At 32.8% G+C, this 17958-nt stretch carries 16 protein-coding genes; 6 read left to right on the top strand and 10 right to left on the bottom strand.

The window, feature by feature from the left end; translation table 11 throughout:
- Positions 1–15 precede the first annotated feature (15 nt).
- The 4 genes from OEW74_RS07190 to OEW74_RS07175 all read right to left on the bottom strand — a co-directional run bounded on the left by OEW74_RS07190 (position 16) and on the right by OEW74_RS07175 (position 2194).
- Positions 16–186, bottom strand: a complete 171-nt coding sequence (locus OEW74_RS07190; RefSeq protein ID WP_219242796.1) for a lmo0937 family membrane protein — start codon at positions 184–186, stop codon at positions 16–18.
- A gap of 192 nt (positions 187–378) precedes the next feature.
- Complete coding sequence (locus OEW74_RS07185) at positions 379–966, bottom strand: ferritin-like domain-containing protein (RefSeq protein ID WP_265427824.1); 588 nt, start codon at positions 964–966, stop codon at positions 379–381.
- A 111-nt stretch (positions 967–1077) separates the two neighbouring features.
- On the bottom strand, positions 1078–1305 hold the full coding sequence (locus OEW74_RS07180; protein ID WP_265427823.1) for a hypothetical protein: 228 nt from the start codon (positions 1303–1305) through the stop codon (positions 1078–1080).
- Between the two features lie 298 nt (positions 1306–1603).
- A complete protein-coding gene (locus OEW74_RS07175; RefSeq protein WP_265427822.1) occupies positions 1604–2194 on the bottom strand; it encodes a hypothetical protein in 591 nt (196 codons plus the stop codon).
- Positions 2195–2585: 391 nt separating this feature from the next.
- Between OEW74_RS07175 and OEW74_RS07170 the strand changes: the two genes are divergently transcribed.
- Genes OEW74_RS07170 through OEW74_RS07145 form a run of 6 tightly spaced genes read left to right on the top strand, consistent with a single transcriptional unit; the run spans position 2586 to position 9877 of the window.
- Positions 2586–4061: a response regulator gene (locus OEW74_RS07170; RefSeq protein WP_265427821.1), complete on the top strand. Its 1476-nt coding sequence runs from the start codon at positions 2586–2588 to the stop codon at positions 4059–4061.
- Between the two features lie 4 nt (positions 4062–4065).
- Positions 4066–7674 (top strand): response regulator, encoded by a 3609-nt coding sequence (locus OEW74_RS07165; protein WP_265427820.1) that lies wholly within the window; start codon positions 4066–4068, stop codon positions 7672–7674.
- Positions 7675–7689: 15 nt separating this feature from the next.
- Positions 7690–8052 carry a response regulator gene (locus OEW74_RS07160; RefSeq protein ID WP_265427819.1) on the top strand — a complete coding sequence of 121 codons (363 nt, stop codon included), beginning with the start codon at positions 7690–7692 and terminating at the stop codon, positions 8050–8052.
- 3 nt (positions 8053–8055) lie between these two features.
- Positions 8056–8886, top strand: coding sequence for a CheR family methyltransferase (locus OEW74_RS07155; protein WP_265427818.1), 831 nt, complete (start codon positions 8056–8058; stop codon positions 8884–8886).
- Positions 8887–8898: 12 nt separating this feature from the next.
- Entirely contained in the window at positions 8899–9471 is a 573-nt protein-coding gene (locus OEW74_RS07150; RefSeq protein ID WP_265427817.1) for a chemotaxis protein CheB, read from the top strand.
- A 34-nt stretch (positions 9472–9505) separates the two neighbouring features.
- Entirely contained in the window at positions 9506–9877 is a 372-nt protein-coding gene (locus OEW74_RS07145; protein ID WP_102979508.1) for a response regulator, read from the top strand.
- 53 nt (positions 9878–9930) lie between these two features.
- Here the strand turns inward: OEW74_RS07145 and OEW74_RS07140 are convergent, their stop codons facing one another.
- From OEW74_RS07140 to OEW74_RS07115, 6 genes are all read right to left on the bottom strand, one after another.
- Positions 9931–10209, bottom strand: a complete 279-nt coding sequence (locus OEW74_RS07140; RefSeq protein WP_265427816.1) for a hypothetical protein — start codon at positions 10207–10209, stop codon at positions 9931–9933.
- Between the two features lie 248 nt (positions 10210–10457).
- Positions 10458–12611: an outer membrane beta-barrel protein gene (locus tag OEW74_RS07135; protein ID WP_265427815.1), complete on the bottom strand. Its 2154-nt coding sequence runs from the start codon at positions 12609–12611 to the stop codon at positions 10458–10460.
- A 171-nt stretch (positions 12612–12782) separates the two neighbouring features.
- Positions 12783–13580 (bottom strand): DUF4249 domain-containing protein, encoded by a 798-nt coding sequence (locus tag OEW74_RS07130; RefSeq protein WP_265427814.1) that lies wholly within the window; start codon positions 13578–13580, stop codon positions 12783–12785.
- 87 nt (positions 13581–13667) lie between these two features.
- Positions 13668–16004: a TonB-dependent receptor gene (locus OEW74_RS07125; protein ID WP_265427813.1), complete on the bottom strand. Its 2337-nt coding sequence runs from the start codon at positions 16002–16004 to the stop codon at positions 13668–13670.
- A 187-nt stretch (positions 16005–16191) separates the two neighbouring features.
- Positions 16192–16833 carry a DUF4272 domain-containing protein gene (locus OEW74_RS07120; RefSeq protein ID WP_265427812.1) on the bottom strand — a complete coding sequence of 214 codons (642 nt, stop codon included), beginning with the start codon at positions 16831–16833 and terminating at the stop codon, positions 16192–16194.
- Positions 16834–16879: 46 nt separating this feature from the next.
- Positions 16880–17842, bottom strand: coding sequence for a bifunctional helix-turn-helix transcriptional regulator/GNAT family N-acetyltransferase (locus OEW74_RS07115; protein ID WP_265427811.1), 963 nt, complete (start codon positions 17840–17842; stop codon positions 16880–16882).
- Positions 17843–17958 lie beyond the last annotated feature (116 nt).

Here is a 17958-nt window from a genome sequence, read left to right as displayed (position 1 = left end):
TCTTTTTAAGTACTCTTAATTGAGTGGCTTTCGTCCTGATATTACATTAATTAATACAACAATGATTGCAATAACTAAAAGAACGTGAATTAAACTTCCTGTATCCATTCCCGGAATTACGCCCAGCATTCCTAAAAGCCAGACTGCGATGCAGATTACTGCAACAAGCCATAATATACTTCTCATAATAATAAATTTTTGGTTGGTTGTTTAGTTATATGCATTTTCTGTGCCTTTTTTAGTTTTAAATGTTGTCTTTTAAAGAAAATTTATCCCTTTGTAGCTGATTTACAAATGTTTAATTTTAATAATGTGGTATTTTTTATTTTTGATAAAGCATAAAAAAAGATCCGGTTAAGGATCTTCTATAATGAATGGTTAATCGTTTATTGCCTTAGAGTTGAGATTGGTATCTGCAAGTTTTGAGAGCAGATCATTACAGTTTTTCTCTTCATCCAAAGTAGAAAGCAATTGTTTAAGACAATCTTTTTCTTTAAGGATCTTTGCATATGCTGCTAAAGTTCCATACGTCGCAATTTCATAATGCTCAACTTTTTGTGAAGCTGCGATAATTCCTACATCACGCACTGCACCTGGTTTTGTTTCTTCCATAATGCTTTTACCTTCATCTAAAAGTCCTTGCATTGCATCGCATTTTTTTGCCTGTGGTTTTTTCTTTAATGCTTTAAAACACGCTTCAAGTCTTTTTACCTGTTCTTTGGTTTCTTCCAAATGGTCGCCGATGGCTTTTTTAAGTTTTGGATCGGTTGCATTTTTCTGCATTTTGGGTAACGCTTTGGTAAGCGCTTTTTCTGCCCAGTAAATATCCTTTAAAGCATCTTCAAATAAATCACTCAGATTTTTTGCAGCATCTTTTTTTGCAGGAGTTTTAGCGGTAGATTTTACAGGGGCTTTTGTCGTTTTTTTAGCTGAATCTTTTTTAGTAGATACACTTTTAGTTTTCATGAAAAATTTTGTTAGGTGGTTTAGCTTTTAAAATTACAATTTTCAGACCATCGAAGGTAAAATCCTTACAATGTGGTATGTATTGTAAACAGGAGGTTTTAAATAAAAATATTATTCCTCTTCTTTTCTAAAACTAATGACCTCAAAAACATCATCAGAAGAGTATTTTTTACAACTTTCATCATCAAATTTTTCAGGATTTTTCAGAAAATCATCGATGAATTTTTTGCTTTCATCGGTATTCGCTGGTGAAATCACAAGATGATATTGTTTGAGTACCGATTCGTCGGCATTTTTCAGAGATTCTTTTTTATGCAATAAAGCTTCTTTATGGTTCATAAATTTATATTTTTAGAATTGTTATTAAATTTTACATTCGTAATCAAAAAGATCTTTAACAATAAACATGCCCACAAATTTGGCTCTATTCTGTATTTGAATCATTTTCAGATTCTTATACGAAAATTGCCTACGTAATGTAGGCAATTCAAAATCATAATAATATAATTGATTGTGGTGTGCATTACACATAACAATTCGTATGCCACGCATAACTTGTGTGGTATCTAATCTTTAAATTTTTTATTGAGAAAGGTTTTGTATAATCATATTATTGTAAATCATAATGCAATATGATTTACTCAAGTTGATTTTCAGGACTTCTGAAATTCTGTAAAGTTGGTAATGCTTTTAAAGCAATTTTCGTCGGTTTTTTCTTTTTCTTTTTTTCAGAACCTAATAATTGACTAGCTTCAGTTTTTTCTCCTTTTACGAGATCAAATTTTGTTTCGGTCGTTGTGTCTTTGCCGTCCCAAACGATCTTTGAAACCTGAATTAATTCAAATTTTCCATTCTGATAACGGAATGTATAATATTCTTTTACATCTTTTATTTCACAATAAAGAATAAGGTTTCCGTTTTCAATAAGTATGTTCGGAACCTGATCACCTCCATATTTTCCGTTAGGATATTGAGGGTTGAAAACGTCTTTTGAAGAAAATTCTAATCTTAGCTTTCGGTTGGGTTGCAATAAAAAAATCTGAAGTTTTAAAGGTTGTTGTGTATTAACGGTATCCATTATTAACACGACCTTATCTTGCAATCCGTCTCTGTTCAGGTCTCCCATTACTTCTTTTACGCGTACTGTAAAATGTTCAGCATTATTCTGTTGTTGCGAATAAATATTTATAGAAGCGAAAACTAAAAATATCAGCAATGTGTTTTTCATGGTGTAAGTAAAAGTTTTTATTGATAAAAAATTCTGATGTTTTCATTGGATTCATGAGTTTAAATTTATCGATAAGATATTTTAAATAAAAATCATCAAAATTTTAAATGACAATATACTTAAAATCGTAATAATTGAAAGATATTTTAAGAAATAATTCTCAGTAGGCACAAAAATTGAGAATCATTGAATTTCTAAAAGCGATTTAAATTTTACTCAAAAAAACATTAAACAAATTTGTCATTTTCAAAATATATTTCAAAAAAAATACGAATTAATTACTGATAATATAGATTATGATAAAAATGGTTTATAAATAACTGTTTATCGAATTATTGTCAGTATTTTTGAGTCAGAAAAAATTAAACAAACAATTGATTTTACCCTAGATATGATCTTAATCGTTGATGACAATCAAAACAATCTTTTTTCATTAAAAAAATTATTAGAATCTAAAGATTTTCAGGTGGATACCGCAGATTCTGGACCGGAAGCATTAGGAAAAGCATTGAAAAATGATTACGCCTTAATTATTTTGGATGTGCAAATGCCGGAAATGGACGGGTTTGAGGTTGCCGAAACACTTGCTGGATATAGCGGAACCAAAGATATTCCCATTATTTTTTTATCGGCTGTTAATACAGAGAAAAGATTTATTACGAAAGGCTACGCTTCGGGAGGAAAAGATTATGTTACAAAACCTGTAGATCCTGAAATTTTATTGTTGAAGGTAAAGACATTTTACAATTTTCAGGAACAGAACATTGCGATGCGAAAAACCCAACAAAGTCTTGAGCTTGAAGTAAAAGGCAGGCGAGAATCGCAGGTGACGATGAAATCGCAAATCGATCATTTTCATCTGATGTTGGAGTCTTTACCGCAAATTGCATTCACGCTTAACGAACAGGGAACGGTAGATTTTGTTAATGGAAAATGGTACGAATATTCTCATTCTTACACCACTTTTCCCGAAACTCACCCCGATGATTTCAGTATTACAGAAGAATTTTCACGATGCAAAAAGAAAGGAAAAGCACTTGAATTAGAAATCAGAATTAAAAATATAAAATCCGGAGACTTTAGATACCATCTGCTTCGTGTTACTCCGGTGCGGGAAGAAAATGTTATCAAAAACTGGGTAGGAACATTTACAGATATTAATGACCAGAAAAAAGTAGAGAAAGAAAAAGATGAATTTTTGAGTATTGCAAGCCACGAATTAAAAACCCCTTTAACGAGTATTAAAGCTTATGTTCAGCTTTTAGACAGGAAGTTAAAACTCAGCAAAGAAAGTGCAGAATCAGGATTCTTAGTTAAAGTTCAGGATCAGATCGAGAAGCTTAATACATTAATTTCAGATTTGTTAGATGTTTCTAAAATTGAAAACGGGAAGCTTAAAATCAATAAAAAACCTACCAATTTAGACCAATTAATACAAAATGCAATCGAAACCATTCTTCAGACTCATGATGAGAAAAAGGTGAAAATTGATCGTCACGGTTTTATTCCGGATATTCTTATTCCTTTGGATGCTATTCGTATTGAGCAGGTTTTGATTAATTTTTTAACCAATGCCATCAAATATTCTCCGGAAAATCATCAGGTAATCGTTACCACATTTGTAGATGAAGAAGAGCAGGAAGTAAAAGTTAGCGTTACCGATTTTGGAATTGGTATTCCGGATTTTAAACAGGAAGCTGTTTTTCATAAGTTTTACCGTGTAGAAGAATCTTCGCTTCAGTTTCAGGGAATGGGAATTGGTCTTTACATCTGTTCTGAAATTATTAAGCAACATCACGGAAATGTCGGAGTTTCGAGTATTATAGATCAAGGTTCTACCTTTTATTTCACATTACCATTAAATTAATTTTATGCCGAAAAAAATATTAAGAAATCTGCAGTTCGGTGTCGGTTTTTCATTATTGATACTGATTGCAAGCTCAATTGCTTCATATCTGAGTATTCAGAACCAGATGAATCACCGTGAAAGTGTAGGAAAAAGCAGACGTGCGGCAACTGCCGTAAAAGATGTTTTAGTAGCGCTTTTAGATGCGGAAACGGGAAGTCGCGGTTATCAGCTTACCGGAAGAGAAAGCTTTCTTGAACCTTACAACCGCAGCTTAAACGAATATTCAAAAGCGATCGAACTTGCAAAAAATCTGGATGTAGCAGATGTAAAACAACAAAAACGCTTAGATCTTTTAGAACAAAATGTTGAAAAAAGCATCAATAATCTGAAATTTTATGTTGAAAACAGACGCAAAGGTATTGTGATGACTCAACAACAGATTTTAGAGAGTAAGATTTACATGGATAAATGCCGTGAAATAGTCAATGATTTTGTAAAGTATGAAGAATCTCAGCTTGAAATAAAAAGTAAAGACCTCAACCGTTCCTCAAATACAACGGTTCTATTTATCGTATTTTCAGCACTTTCAGCAATTGTTGTCACTGTATTCTTTTATCTGAAATTAAGATCAGATCTTGTGCGCAGAGAAAAACTTGAAAAAGATTTAAGAGATAAAGATGCACAAATATCGAGACGTGTAACGGCTATTCAGCAGATTGCAAATAGAGTAGCCAATGGTGATTACAGCCAAAGAGCGGTAGACAATTCTCAAGACGATTTGGGAGATTTGGTAGGTTCTCTTAATCACATGACAGAATCTTTAAAAACTTCTTTCGAAACTATTAATAAAAGCGATTGGCGACAAAAAGGTTTGGCTTTGCTAAACGAATCTTTGGTTGGAAACAAATCGGTAAAAGACGTTTCTGAAAAATCTCTTTCTCAGTTAATTGACTACGGAAACTGCATTAACGGGTCTTTGTATTTATTTGATGAAGGACTTTTAAGGTTAAATAGTGCTTTTGGATTAGAAAACTGCATGAAAAAAACTTTTGAGATTGGAGAAGGAATGATCGGTCAGACTTTCGTTAATGAAAAACCTCAGGTTTATAACGATCTTAATGAAGATGATTTTGTGGTGAGTTTTGCGAGTAGTAAATTGAAGATTAACGGATTATTGTTAATTCCGATATTTTCTGACGGACATAGTATCGGTGTTTTAGAATTAGCGGCAATTACCAATTTTGATCAGGATAGAATCGATTTTTTTGTAGAAGGTACAAGAAATATTGGGATTGCACTTAACGCTGCAAAAGGACGTGAAAAAGAGCAGCAGTTATTAGAAGAAACTCAGGCTCAGTCTGAAGAATTACAGGTGCAACATTCTGAATTGGAAAACCTTAATACAGAATTGGAAGCTCAAACTCAAAAACTACAAGCTTCTGAAGAAGAGCTGAGAGTACAACAGGAAGAATTGATGCAGGCAAATGCTGAATTGGAAGAACGTTCTAGATTGCTGGAAGATAAAAATCATCTGATTGCGGAAAGAAATAATGAAATTCAGAAAAAGGTTGAAGAACTCGCGTTAAGCACTAAATATAAGTCTGAGTTTTTGGCAAATATGTCCCATGAATTGCGTACTCCTTTGAACTCAATTCTTCTTCTTTCCCGATTAATGGCTGAAAATCCTGAAGAAAACCTAAATGAAGATCAGGTAGAATCTGCAAAAGTGATTCAAAGTTCAGGAAGCAGTTTGTTGACTTTAATTGACGAAATTTTAGATTTAGCTAAAATAGAATCGGGGAAAATGACTTTGGAATATCATGATGTTGAAATTTCTGAAGTTGTAAAAGATCTGAAAAGTCTCTTTAATCCGGTGTTTTTAGATAAAAAACTTGAATTTAACATCAATATCGATAAAGAAGTTGAAAATGTTATAGAAACAGACCGTTTACGTGTAGATCAGGTTTTACGAAATCTTCTTTCCAATTCATTGAAATTTACAAGAGAGGGAAGTATCGATTTAAATATTAAAAAAGATCCTAAAAATAAAGATTTCATTATTTTCTCCGTAAAAGATACAGGAATTGGAATTGCTGAAGATAAACAGAAAATTATTTTTGAAGCTTTCCAGCAAGCTGATGGCTCTACTCGAAGAAAGTTTGGCGGAACCGGTTTAGGATTGTCGATAAGCCGTGAAATTGCAAGATTATTGGGTGGAGAATTAAGCTTAACCAGTAAAGTAAATGAAGGAAGTGAGTTTAGTTTTAATATTCCGATTAAGCCGATTGCAGAAATCACAACCCACGAAACCGACCAAAAATTGGTAGACATTATTCGTGAAGATGTAGAAGTAATTCAGAATATTCTAGATGATGGTGAAACAGAATATTATGAAAAAATTGTTCTTGAAATCCCTGAAAGTGTTGATGACGACAGAGATCAGATCAATGAGGGTGATAAAGTAATTTTAATTATTGAAGATGATACCAATTTTGCTAAAGCATTATTGAAATACGCAAGAACTCAAGATTATAAAGGGATTGTTGTGGTAAGAGGAGATCATGCTTTAGCAGCTGCACAACAATATCATCCACAAGCAATTTTACTTGATGTACAGCTTCCAGTAAAAGATGGCTGGAAAGTGATGGATGAATTAAAATCTAATCCTGAAACCAAGCATATTCCTGTACACATGATGTCTGTACTTCATGTGAAAAAAGAAAGTTTGATGAAAGGTGCTATTGATTTCATTAACAAACCATTGGCTCTGGATCAAATGGCAGATGTTTTCAAAAAAATTGAAGAAGCCATCAGAAAATCACCTCAGAAAGTGCTGATTGTGGAAGAAAATGCAAAACATGCGAGCGCATTATCTTATTTCTTAAGCAATTTTAATATCTCTTTATCAATTGAGAACAATGTGGAAGATGTGGTGAAAGCATTAACTTCAAATCAAACTGATTGTGTGATCTTAGACATTGGAGATTCCCGCGGAAATGAATATCAGGTAATAGAATCTATCAAAAGCTATGAAGGTCTGGAAAATCTGCCGATCATTATTTTTACAGAAAGAAATTTATCTCAGTCTGAAGAACTTAAAATTAAGCAGTATGCAGATTCTATCGTGGTAAAAACCGCACATTCTTATCAAAGGATTTTAGATGAAGTCGGTTTATTCTTGCATTTAGTAGAAGAAAAAAATAATTCTCTGGAAAATGTGAGAACAAAAACGTTAGGCTCATTAACTGAAGTTTTGAGTGGTAAAAAAATTCTAATCACTGATGATGATGCCCGAAATATTTTCTCTTTAACAAAATCTTTAGAAAAATATAAAGTGGAAGCGATTGTTGCAATGGATGGAAAACATGCCTTGGAACAGATTAAGCAAAATCCTGATATTGATGTGATTTTAATGGATATGATGATGCCAGAAATGGATGGCTACGAAACCATTCAGGAAATCAGAAAAATGCCGAAATTTGCAAAGCTTCCTATTATTGCCATTACAGCAAAAGCAATGATTGGAGACCGCCAGAAATGCATTGATGCAGGAGCTTCAGACTATATTTCAAAACCTGTAGATATTGATCAGCTATTGTCTTTGCTTAGAGTTTGGTTGTATGAAATTTAAACAGATAAAATTCTGATGAACAAGAAAATTTTAATAGTGGATGATGATCCGCGAAATATATTTGCCTTAAAACTGACTTTAAAAGCAAAAGGATATCATATTGAGAGTTCTACAATGGCTTTGGAAGCAATTGATATGCTTAGAAAAGATCAGGATATTTCTGTTGTTTTAATGGATATGATGATGCCTGAAATGGATGGTTACGAAGCCATAAAAATCATTAGAAATACACCGGAAATAAACCAGATTCCTGTGATTGCAGTCACCGCACAGGCAATGCCCGAAGATCGTCAGAAATGTCTGGACGCTGGAGCCAATGATTATGTTTCAAAACCGATTAATGTTGATGTATTGTTAACTGCGCTCGAAAAACTTTAAAAAATGCTCGAACCAAGTATTATAAAAGATGAAGAGGTAGAATTTCTTATTAAAGATGTCTACGAACTGTACGGATATGATTTTTCCGGGTACAGCAGAGCTTCTTTTAAACGGAGGGTAAACCGTATTTGCTTGATAGAAAGATTTACAAGTTTTGCAGAATTGCGCTACACCCTCATCAATGAGCCAGAATATTTGAAACGTTTTGTAGAAGAAGTAACGGTGAATGTGACTGAAATGTTCCGTGATCCTCATTTTTTTAAAGGTTTAAGGGAAAAAATTTTACCGCAGTTAGGAACTTATCCTCTGATCAGAATTTGGGTTGCAGGTTGCTCTACAGGCGAAGAAGCTTACTCTATGGCGATTTTATTGAAAGAAGCCAACTTGTATCATAAATCTTTGATCTATGGAACTGATCTTAATCCTTCGGTTTTAGAAACAGCAAGAGCGGGAGTTTTCCCATTACAGCAAATGAAACTGTATTCTGAAAATTATATGCTTTCCGGTGGGAAAAAAGATTTTTCAGATTATTATACTGCGAATTACGACAGTGTAAAATTTGATAAAAGCCTGCAGGAAAAACTGATTTTATCGACTCATAATCTGGTTTCGGATAGCTCTTTTAACAGTTTTCAGTTGATTATCTGCAGAAATGTTCTTATTTATTTTGACCGTGGTTTGCAGGAAAGAGTTTTCAGACTTTTTGATAACAGTTTAGAAAATTTAGGCTTTTTGGCTTTAGGAGCAAAAGAGACGATTAGATTTTCTAAATTAGACAAAAATTTCCACCAGATTGACGATCAGAGAATCTGGAAAAAAATAGACCATAACTAATATTTTTTTAACATGCAAACTGAAGGCAAAAATACAGAATTGGTTTTGATCGGTGGATCTGCAGGAAGTCTGCAGGTTATTTTGGAAATGATTAAAAACATCAATGAGAAATTAAATTTCCCCATTATATTGGTTTTGCATAGAAAAGCACAATCAACCAATATTTTGCAGACTTTACTTCAACAATTCATTTCAACTGAAGTGGTGGAGATCGATGATAAAACGGATATTAGAAAGAATAAAATCTATATCGTTCCCGCAGATTATCATCTTTTATTTGAAAACAAAAAAACGATGTCTCTGGACAGTTCTGAGAAGATGAATTATTCCAGACCGTCAATTGATGTCACTTTTAAATCTGCCGCGGAAGTTTATGGTAAAACTTTGGTCGGGATTTTGCTTTCAGGAGCCAATGCAGACGGAGTAGAAGGTTTGTCTTACATTAAAAAAAACAATGGCAAAGTCTGGATTCAGAATCCGGAAACAGCCGAGGTAAATTATATGCCGAAACACGCTGTGGAAGAGGTAAAATATGATCTGCTCATCACACCAGATAATCTGGCAGATTATATCAATGAATTATAAAAAAAAATAAACTAATTAAAGCTAAATAAAGAATATGAGTAAGAAGAAAATTTTGATTTTTGATGATGATAAAACCATTCTTGAAGTGATTACGATCATTTTTGAAGAAAACGGTTATCAGGTCGAAATTTCAGAAACATCTCATGATATTATCGAAAAGGTTTCAAGTTTTAAACCCGATGTAATTCTCATGGATAACTGGATTCCCAGAATTGGTGGAGTAGAGGCAACAAAGCTTTTAAAGAGTCATGAAGAATTTAAATCGATTCCGGTAATTTATGTAACGGCAAATAATGATATTGTAGCTTTGGCAAAAGAAGCTCAGGCAGATGATTATGTTGCAAAGCCTTTTAATCTTGAAGATTTGGAAGATAAAGTTGCGATGTTTTTACAGGAAAAAGCTTAGAATAATTTCTCAAAAAATAAAAATCCCCTTCATTTACTGAAAGGGATTTTCTTTTATATCACGTTTCTTATTTGATTCTGATCTGAATTGGGTAACTTTCGGGGTTGCTCTTCATTATTGATATCACTGATTAAAGCGGATAAAAATTCTTTAATTTCCGGTTGTGATAAAATCTTATCCGAAAAAGTAGGAGCTATAATTGTTTTCTTTGAAACGAGATTTTCTGTAAAGGTAAATTCATCTTTCAAATCAATGTGGTTGCCAAACTGCTGTTGTATATTTAAAGCTAAATAGTATTCTATAGTATCTTTATTTTGTTCTGTAATTTCCATCTTATAGGTGTCTTTTATTATAGTATAATAATTTCTATGCCATACAGAGTTTTTATAAATAATTAACAGTTTTTATTTCAAATCAATCTGTTATCTATTTACAAATCTACTTTACTTCACTACGTGGGATACCTATGTCTACTGCTAAAATTTTCTGTTTGTTAAAAAAAGATCTGCAAATAATTTGAATATAAAAAACGGACAGTGAATTGCTCACCATCCGTTTCAAGAATAAAAAAAACTATTTCTTATTTTCCGCCACCGCTGTTTTTCTCAACATCGGTTTTGGTATTTTCTTTTACTTTCTGGTTTCCGAATCGTTTTACAATAGAAAAAGACGCTCCGTACCAGTCTGATCTAGTTGAATTTCTCTGGCTTCCGGTGGGGCTAAATGTTGTAGAATCAAACGTTGGTCTTGCAAAAATATTCATTAACTGTAAACTGAATTCCAGCTGGGTTTTTGGGAAAATCTTTGTCGCTGAAATATTATGAAAAACATTGGTTTTATTCGCAATAGAGTTCCCGTTATTCTGATTAGAAACTTCTACCCAGGCGCTCAAATTAATGTTCTTATTAAAAAGATTGGTGTACGTTAAGTTGGTAGAACCCGCCCAATAACTTATATAATTGTTGTCAGTTTTTAAATTGTTTCTTGTATTAAAATCACTATTATCTATATAATTCCATCCGAAGCTCATATTTACATTCAGCTTATTTTTAAGAAGAGATTGATTGGTATTGGCGTATAGATAATATTTGTGTACTTTCCCAAGAAAATTGGCTTCCTGTTGAATGATTTTATCGCCTTCAGTTACATAAGTTGTCCAGTAATCCTGATCTGTGAAAGTATATCTTGCCGAAAGAAAATATTTCTTCAAGAATCCAAATTTCATATACAATCTGTCACTTGGGTTTGGATTTAACTCAATATTTCCGCGAGAATAAAATCCATCATTGGTAGGTTGCATAAAAGGGTTGAATTCAGAATACCAAGGTCGCCAAAGGTTTTTGTTGTAGGTTAAGCTTAAATCATATTTATCTGAAAAAGAATATTTAACTAAAATATTCGGTAAAAATTTACCATAAGAATCGTTTCGTGAAGTTCCTGCAACATCCTGACGAATTTTGTAATCGATGTATTCGTAACGCAAACCGATTCTTGTTTCTAATTTTTTGAAAAAAGTTTTAGAATAATTGGCATAAGCCGAACTGATATTATCTTCATAACGGAAAGTGTCTCCTGTACTTAAACCTGTTAATTGATTTCCGTAAAGCTGATTAGGAATTACATTATTATTAAAATCCATTTTACCACCGACTTCAAAGTTACCTCCTGATTTTCCTAAAGGTTGTGTATAATCTACTTTCAGATAATAATTTCGGTTTTCAACATCAGAAAGTACCCCTATTTCTCTAATGTCAGTTTTGCTTGGTGATATTTCATTTTTGATAAAATAGCTGTGATCATCTTCTCCATCATAGTTTGTTCCCAAATTGACATCTAAAATTCTGTTTTTTTCTTTATCATAATATTTATAAAAAACATTAGTTCCGAAATTACGACCCAAACTTGATGAATTCTGATTTTGATCATACAAATAACTTAATTGATTATTCTCAGATTGTGATCCATTTGCCTCCGATGTATTGGTTCTTTTCCCTTGATAAGCTTCAAGAATAATCCCTATTGTATTCTTTTCGTTCAGTTCATATTCAGAAGTTGAAGAGACAGAAGGGTTTTTCCCTTTGTAAATATTTTTTGTAGATCCTTCAGTAATTACATTATTTTGATAAACCGTATTCAGAAACGAATTTCTTTGTACCCAAGTGTTATCACTGTAGCTTCCTACAAGAGTTTGTGTAAAATTTTTCTTATGATAATTAAGATTAAGATTGGTGTACTGAGAATTTTGTGTGTTTTGCCTGTTGTTGAATGTTATGCTTCCTTTCATTCCTTCATCATCACGCTTTTTAAGAACAATATTGATGACCGATCCGGTTGCTTCGTATCTTGAAGACGGACTTGTAATTACTTCGATTTTCATCAGATTATCTGCAGGAATGGTCTGTAGATATTCTTTTAATTCCTTTCCGGTAAAAACAGATTTTCTGTCGTTGATATAAACGGTAACAGATTCTCCTTCAGCTTTTAAAGCATCATTACTGTCAACGCTTAGTAAAGGGGTCATTCTAAGAACATCCCAAGTGGTGTTTCCTGCAAGAATAGAACTATTGGCTACATTGAAAACCGTACGATCAACCTTAGATTCTATCGTTGGTTTTCTGGCAACAAAAGTTACTTCTTCTATTTCTTTTACTTTTGATTCTATCGTGTCTTTTTCAGTTTGCGAAAAAGCTAGTGTTCCTATTAATAAAGCAACTGGTACTAATATTTTTTTCATTAAAGGTTTTATATTTAATTATAAGACACCGATAGGGGAATATTCGTTACATTTAAAATGTGTTAATTTATGTTAATGACAATTATTTACTTTAAACTGTCTAAAAATCAGGGTAATAAAAAAGCTATTTCAAATGAATGAAATAGCTTGAACTAAAATTTTAGTGGTTTCTTATTCAATAACGATACTTTTTTTCTTCACAGTATGTGCTGAAAAATATCCTAAAGCACCATTGCTAATATTGCTGGGTGGGTTAGCTGGTGTAACGCCGCCTCCCATAAGCTGAAGCAGTGCTGAATAGTAGGTATAAACATTATTGTCGATACATCTCATTTCGACATGAATGTTATCACCTACCGCCACTTTTACATCATCTGGATCTTCACCATCATCGTTTGGAAGGATTAAAGGTCTTTGGTTAGGCATTCCGTTATTAATATTATCAGAAAATTCTGAAAAATATCTTTTAGGTTTGTTGTTTATAGTGTAGCTAAATAAATAACGGTTTCCTAAAGCTTGAGGATCTGTGAATACAGGCAAAAGCGTATAACTGGTTTCACCACCGACCATAAAAGAATCCTGTTCCAAGCCTTCAAAATCAACAGCTTCAGGCATTGTACTTTTTGCAAAATATTCTTTTCCTTCTGCTATTATCTGTAACGTGTAAGTGTGCCCAGAGATTCCTTCAATAAAATTAGTTTTGTAAAATCCATTACCCATATATTGTAAACTTTCAGACTGTCCAAAATCGTCATTTAAAATTACTACTGCATTTTCTATTGCCGGATACTGATTGGTTTGGGTAAAAGCAACCGATTTAGTAATTTTCACGTAATACGGTCCATCTTGGTCGGTTATATTTCCTTCAATAACAATGCTTCCGCTTTGATCTTCCAGATCGAGATCAATTTCTTTTTCACAAGAGATTACCAAAAAGAAAGATAATATGATTAAAAATATATTTTTCATAAATTAAATAGAAGTTAGAAATTAGATTTTAGAGATTAGTTGAAGACTAAATTTTAAATCTAAAATGTATTGTTAAATTACTATAAATTAAAATTTGAAATTATAAGTAATATTCGGAACCCAACGGAACAATGAAGTCTGCATTGCTCTTGTTGTTCCCGGATTATTCGGGTTGTCTTCAAAAGTGATGGTGTATGCATTTTGTCTACCGTAGACATTATAAATTCCGAAAGACCAAGAACCCTTAAAACGTTTGTTGGATTCTGGTTCATACGTTGCACTTAAATCCATTCTGTGATAAGCGGGCATTCTGTCTGCATTTCTGCTGCTGTACTGGAAAACAGTTTGTCCGTTCAGTTCATATTTTCCGGTTGGGAAAGTCACTGCATTTCCTGTGCTGTAAAGAAATAATCCTGAGAAAGACCATTTCGGATTGAGCTGATATGTTGCTACAATAGAAAGATCATGTGTTTTGTCTTGTCTTGCATCATACCATTCATTATCGTTGATTCCGTTGATTTTTCTTTCGGTTTTAGATAGAGTATAAGAAATCCATCCTGTCAGTTTTCCGCTTTTCTTTTTGGCAATTAATTCTAAACCGTAAGCTCTTCCTTTTCCGAATAATAATTCGCTTTCAACATCGGCTGCTGTATCAAATGAAATTTGCGCCCCGTTTTTATAATCAATTTGATTTTGCATTGATTTGTAATAAATCTCAGCATTCAATTCATAATTATTGTTGTTGAAATTTCGGCTGTAACCAGCACTTATTTGGTCTGCAATTTCAGGCTGTACGGTATAGCTGCTTCCAATCCACTGATCGGTTGGGTTTCCGCTTCCGCTGTTGCTTAATAAGTGTAAATTTTGAGTATTTCTGGAATAACCTCCTTTTACGCTGCTTACCTCATTAATTCTGTAATTAGCTGTAATTCTAGGCTCAATATTCACATATGTTTTTCCGAATTTTCCTTTTTCTAAATATTCAGAATCTGTTAAAACTCCGTTTTCATAAGTATTGAAAGTATCACCTCCTAAAACAGAGAACATTGCTAATCTTGCTCCATAGTTGATGGTCAGCTTTTCTGTTGCTTTAAAATCATCATTGATGTAAACCGAATTTTCCCAAGAATATCTCGGGTTTCTCGGAAAACTGCTTACACTCGTTCCCGAAGCGCTACTTGGTGTAATCGTATGATAAATAGACTGTAAACCAAATTTCACAGAATGCTTATTTCCTGCAAACCAAGAGAAATCCTGCTTCAAATTCCAGTCTTCAATTTCAGAATCTAGCCCGAAAGTATTATTGTTGCTGCTTAAGCTTACATTATAGTTATAATTGCTGTAAATAAATGAAGTATTGGAAAATAATTTACTGTTGATAATACTGTTCCAGCGTAGAGTAGCGGTCGTATTTCCCCAATCTGTAGAAAAAGTATCGCCTAAACCTAAAACATCTCTTCCAAAATATCCCGATAAATATAAACGGTTATTATCATTGATTTGATAATTGGCTTTTAGATTTAAATCATAAAAATACAGTTTACTGTCTTTAAAATCGTCTGTTGCTTTCAGAAAAACATCCGCATACGTTCGTCTTCCCGAAACAATGAATGAAGATTTTTCCTTTTGAATCGGTCCTTCTACACTCAAACGACTGCTTATTAAACCAATTCCACCGTTGACGTTGTAATCTTTGTTGTTTCCGTCTTTCATTTTTACATCCAAAACAGAAGAAAGTCTACCTCCATATTGAGCCGGACTGTTTCCTTTGATGATGCTCACATCTTTTAGCGCATCGCTATTAAATGTACTGAAAAACCCAAGTAAATGCGAAGCATTATAAACTGCTGCTTCATCCAACAAAATCAAATTTTGATCCGTTGCGCCACCTCTCACAGAGAATCCGCTGCTTCCTTCACCGCTGCTTTTAATTCCTGGCAAAAGCTGAATGGTTTTCATCACATCTTTTTCACCAAATAAAACAGGAAGTTTATCGATTTGTTTAATGCTTAAAGTTTCAGTTCCCATTTGTGCTGATGAAAGATTTTTGTCTTTTTTAACGCCGGAAATAATTACCTCGTCAATTTTTGCTGTTCTTTCCTCATTGTCCTGATTCAGCTGAAGATTAAGTTTAATATCGTCTTCGACATTAATAACCTGTTGAAAATCTTTAAAACCGGGATTGGAAACCACCAATGTATAAGAACCTTTAGGAAGTGAAAGAGAGTAAAATCCGTATTCGTTGGCTACGACTGATATGGTAGGATCTTCTGCAATTTTTACGATAACCCCGAGAAGTAATTCTCCATTTTTATGATCCTTGACGGTACCGCTTACCGAGTACTTTTGCTGGGCAAAAATGACCGAACTAAAGCAGACTGCAGCGATTGTAGTTGCAGTTCTTAATGATGTTTTCTGTATCAATTTTTTTAGTTTATTTTTTTTTGATAGAATTATAAGTTTAAAGTTTCTAATCATTTCATTAAAAAAAATCAAGTGTTTAAAATTTAAACACTCGTTTTTTACTCATTGATTTGAGAAATATAAACTTACATTTGCCTAAACAACGGGCTTGCGATTATTTTATTGTTTGGCTAATATTAAAAATTCCTTAAGTTCCCATTTCTATATCATCCCAAGCAGAATCTTTATTGATAAGCCACTCTAAAGCTTTTCTTCTTTCGTAGATGATACCTTCGTTTATTTTAGCTTCTACACCTTTAATTCTCTCATCAACACAATACCAATGGAAACGGTAATATAAATCAAGCATATTGTAAATTTCATCATCCGTTCTCAGTTCTTTTAACTGGCTGATTTTTTCATTAGTTTCATTTTCTTCAAGATTGGGTAAAAAAATTGCCATATTTTCGCCACACCACTCGGTTTCATCAAGATCTGGAACTGTTTTCGTTGCCCACATTAATGCCCAAAGTCCTTCAAGATACCAACGTAGAGAATTGATCTCGTAATCACTTAATTCATCATTATCTTTAAGCAGAATCTCGTTTTCCCAATTAGAAAGATGTGAAGTCAAATCATGCTTTTCAATCCATTTTCTGATGAAAGTTATGGGTGCTTCAAACGAAATATTAATCAAAGCATTCATTACCGACATTCTACCTTTTATTTCGTCTAAACTTCTCATATTAGGATCTTCCAAAACCGGAAGCCACGAATTAAATCTGTAATTTTTATCGGCTATGATTTGATTATTATATTCTCTTACTTTAATCTTTTGTTCTTCAGTCATTATCTAGAATTTGATAGTTGAAATTATTTAAAGATAATAAAAGCAATTATTTTTTCAAATTTAATTCCATTTGAATATTGCAACGTTTGTAAGGCGTTTGATGACCCACAATCTTTTCAAAACCCATTTTATGATATAAATTAATGGCAGGTTTCAGAATTGTGTTGCTTTCTAAATAGATTTTTGAGGCTCCCGATTCCTTTGCAGAATCTATAATAGTCTGTCCTAAAAGCCAACCCATATTTTTACCCTGAGCTTTTGGAGAAACGGCCATTTTTGCCATTTCAAAATCATAATTTTGATCTGCCATTTTTATTAAAGCACAAACTCCTAAAGGTTCGTCTTTATAAAGAGCGACAAATATTTTTCCGCCTTTATCTAAAATATATTCTTTAGGATTATCTAATGCTTTATAGTCGGCTTCTTCCATTTCAAAAAAAGTAGAAATCCATTCTTCATTCAATGCTTTAAAAGCTGATTGATATTTGGGTTCGTATTCTACAATTTTAACATCTTTGCTTTCACGCAGCTTTTTTTGATCTTTTACTCTTTTTAATAAAGATTTTTGTTCCAGTAAAAATTCCCATTCTGCCAATGCTTCCCAAAGATTGTTTGTTGCTTCGTTAATGATTTCGTCAATTGCCACATCAATATCGGTACATTGTTCTTCAATCATCTTTTTGGCTAAAGTAGTTCCTTCTGTTGTAAGACCAACAACATTTCTTCGCTTATCATTAGAGTTGAGTTTATCATTAACCAAACCTGCTTTGGTCATTTCTTTGATAATCTTTGTAACAGATGGTTGTGAATGCCCGATTTCTTTAGCGATTTCGGTAATGGTTATTTCTTCTGTTTCAGAGAGAACAAAAAAAACGGGGAACCATTTTGGAGAAAAGCCTTCAATATTATACAGTTCATAAATCTGAGCTGCATCTTCAGTAACTTTACTTGTAAGCAATCTTAATCTGCTTCCTAAAGCCATTTTTCCTGTACGGTTAAATATTTCCATAATTAATTACATAACTGATTATGTAAAATTATATAAATGATTTTAAATGGCAAAATTTATTTTTAACATCAGATAATTAATCAATAAGTGTGTTTAAATTAATTTTAGATTTAACC

Source organism: Chryseobacterium sp. YIM B08800 (assembly GCF_026163565.1).
Classification (GTDB): Bacteria; Bacteroidota; Bacteroidia; order Flavobacteriales; family Weeksellaceae; genus Chryseobacterium.
Note: the sequence above shows the minus strand (reverse complement) of the source record. Positions and strands in the feature narration are given on the sequence as shown.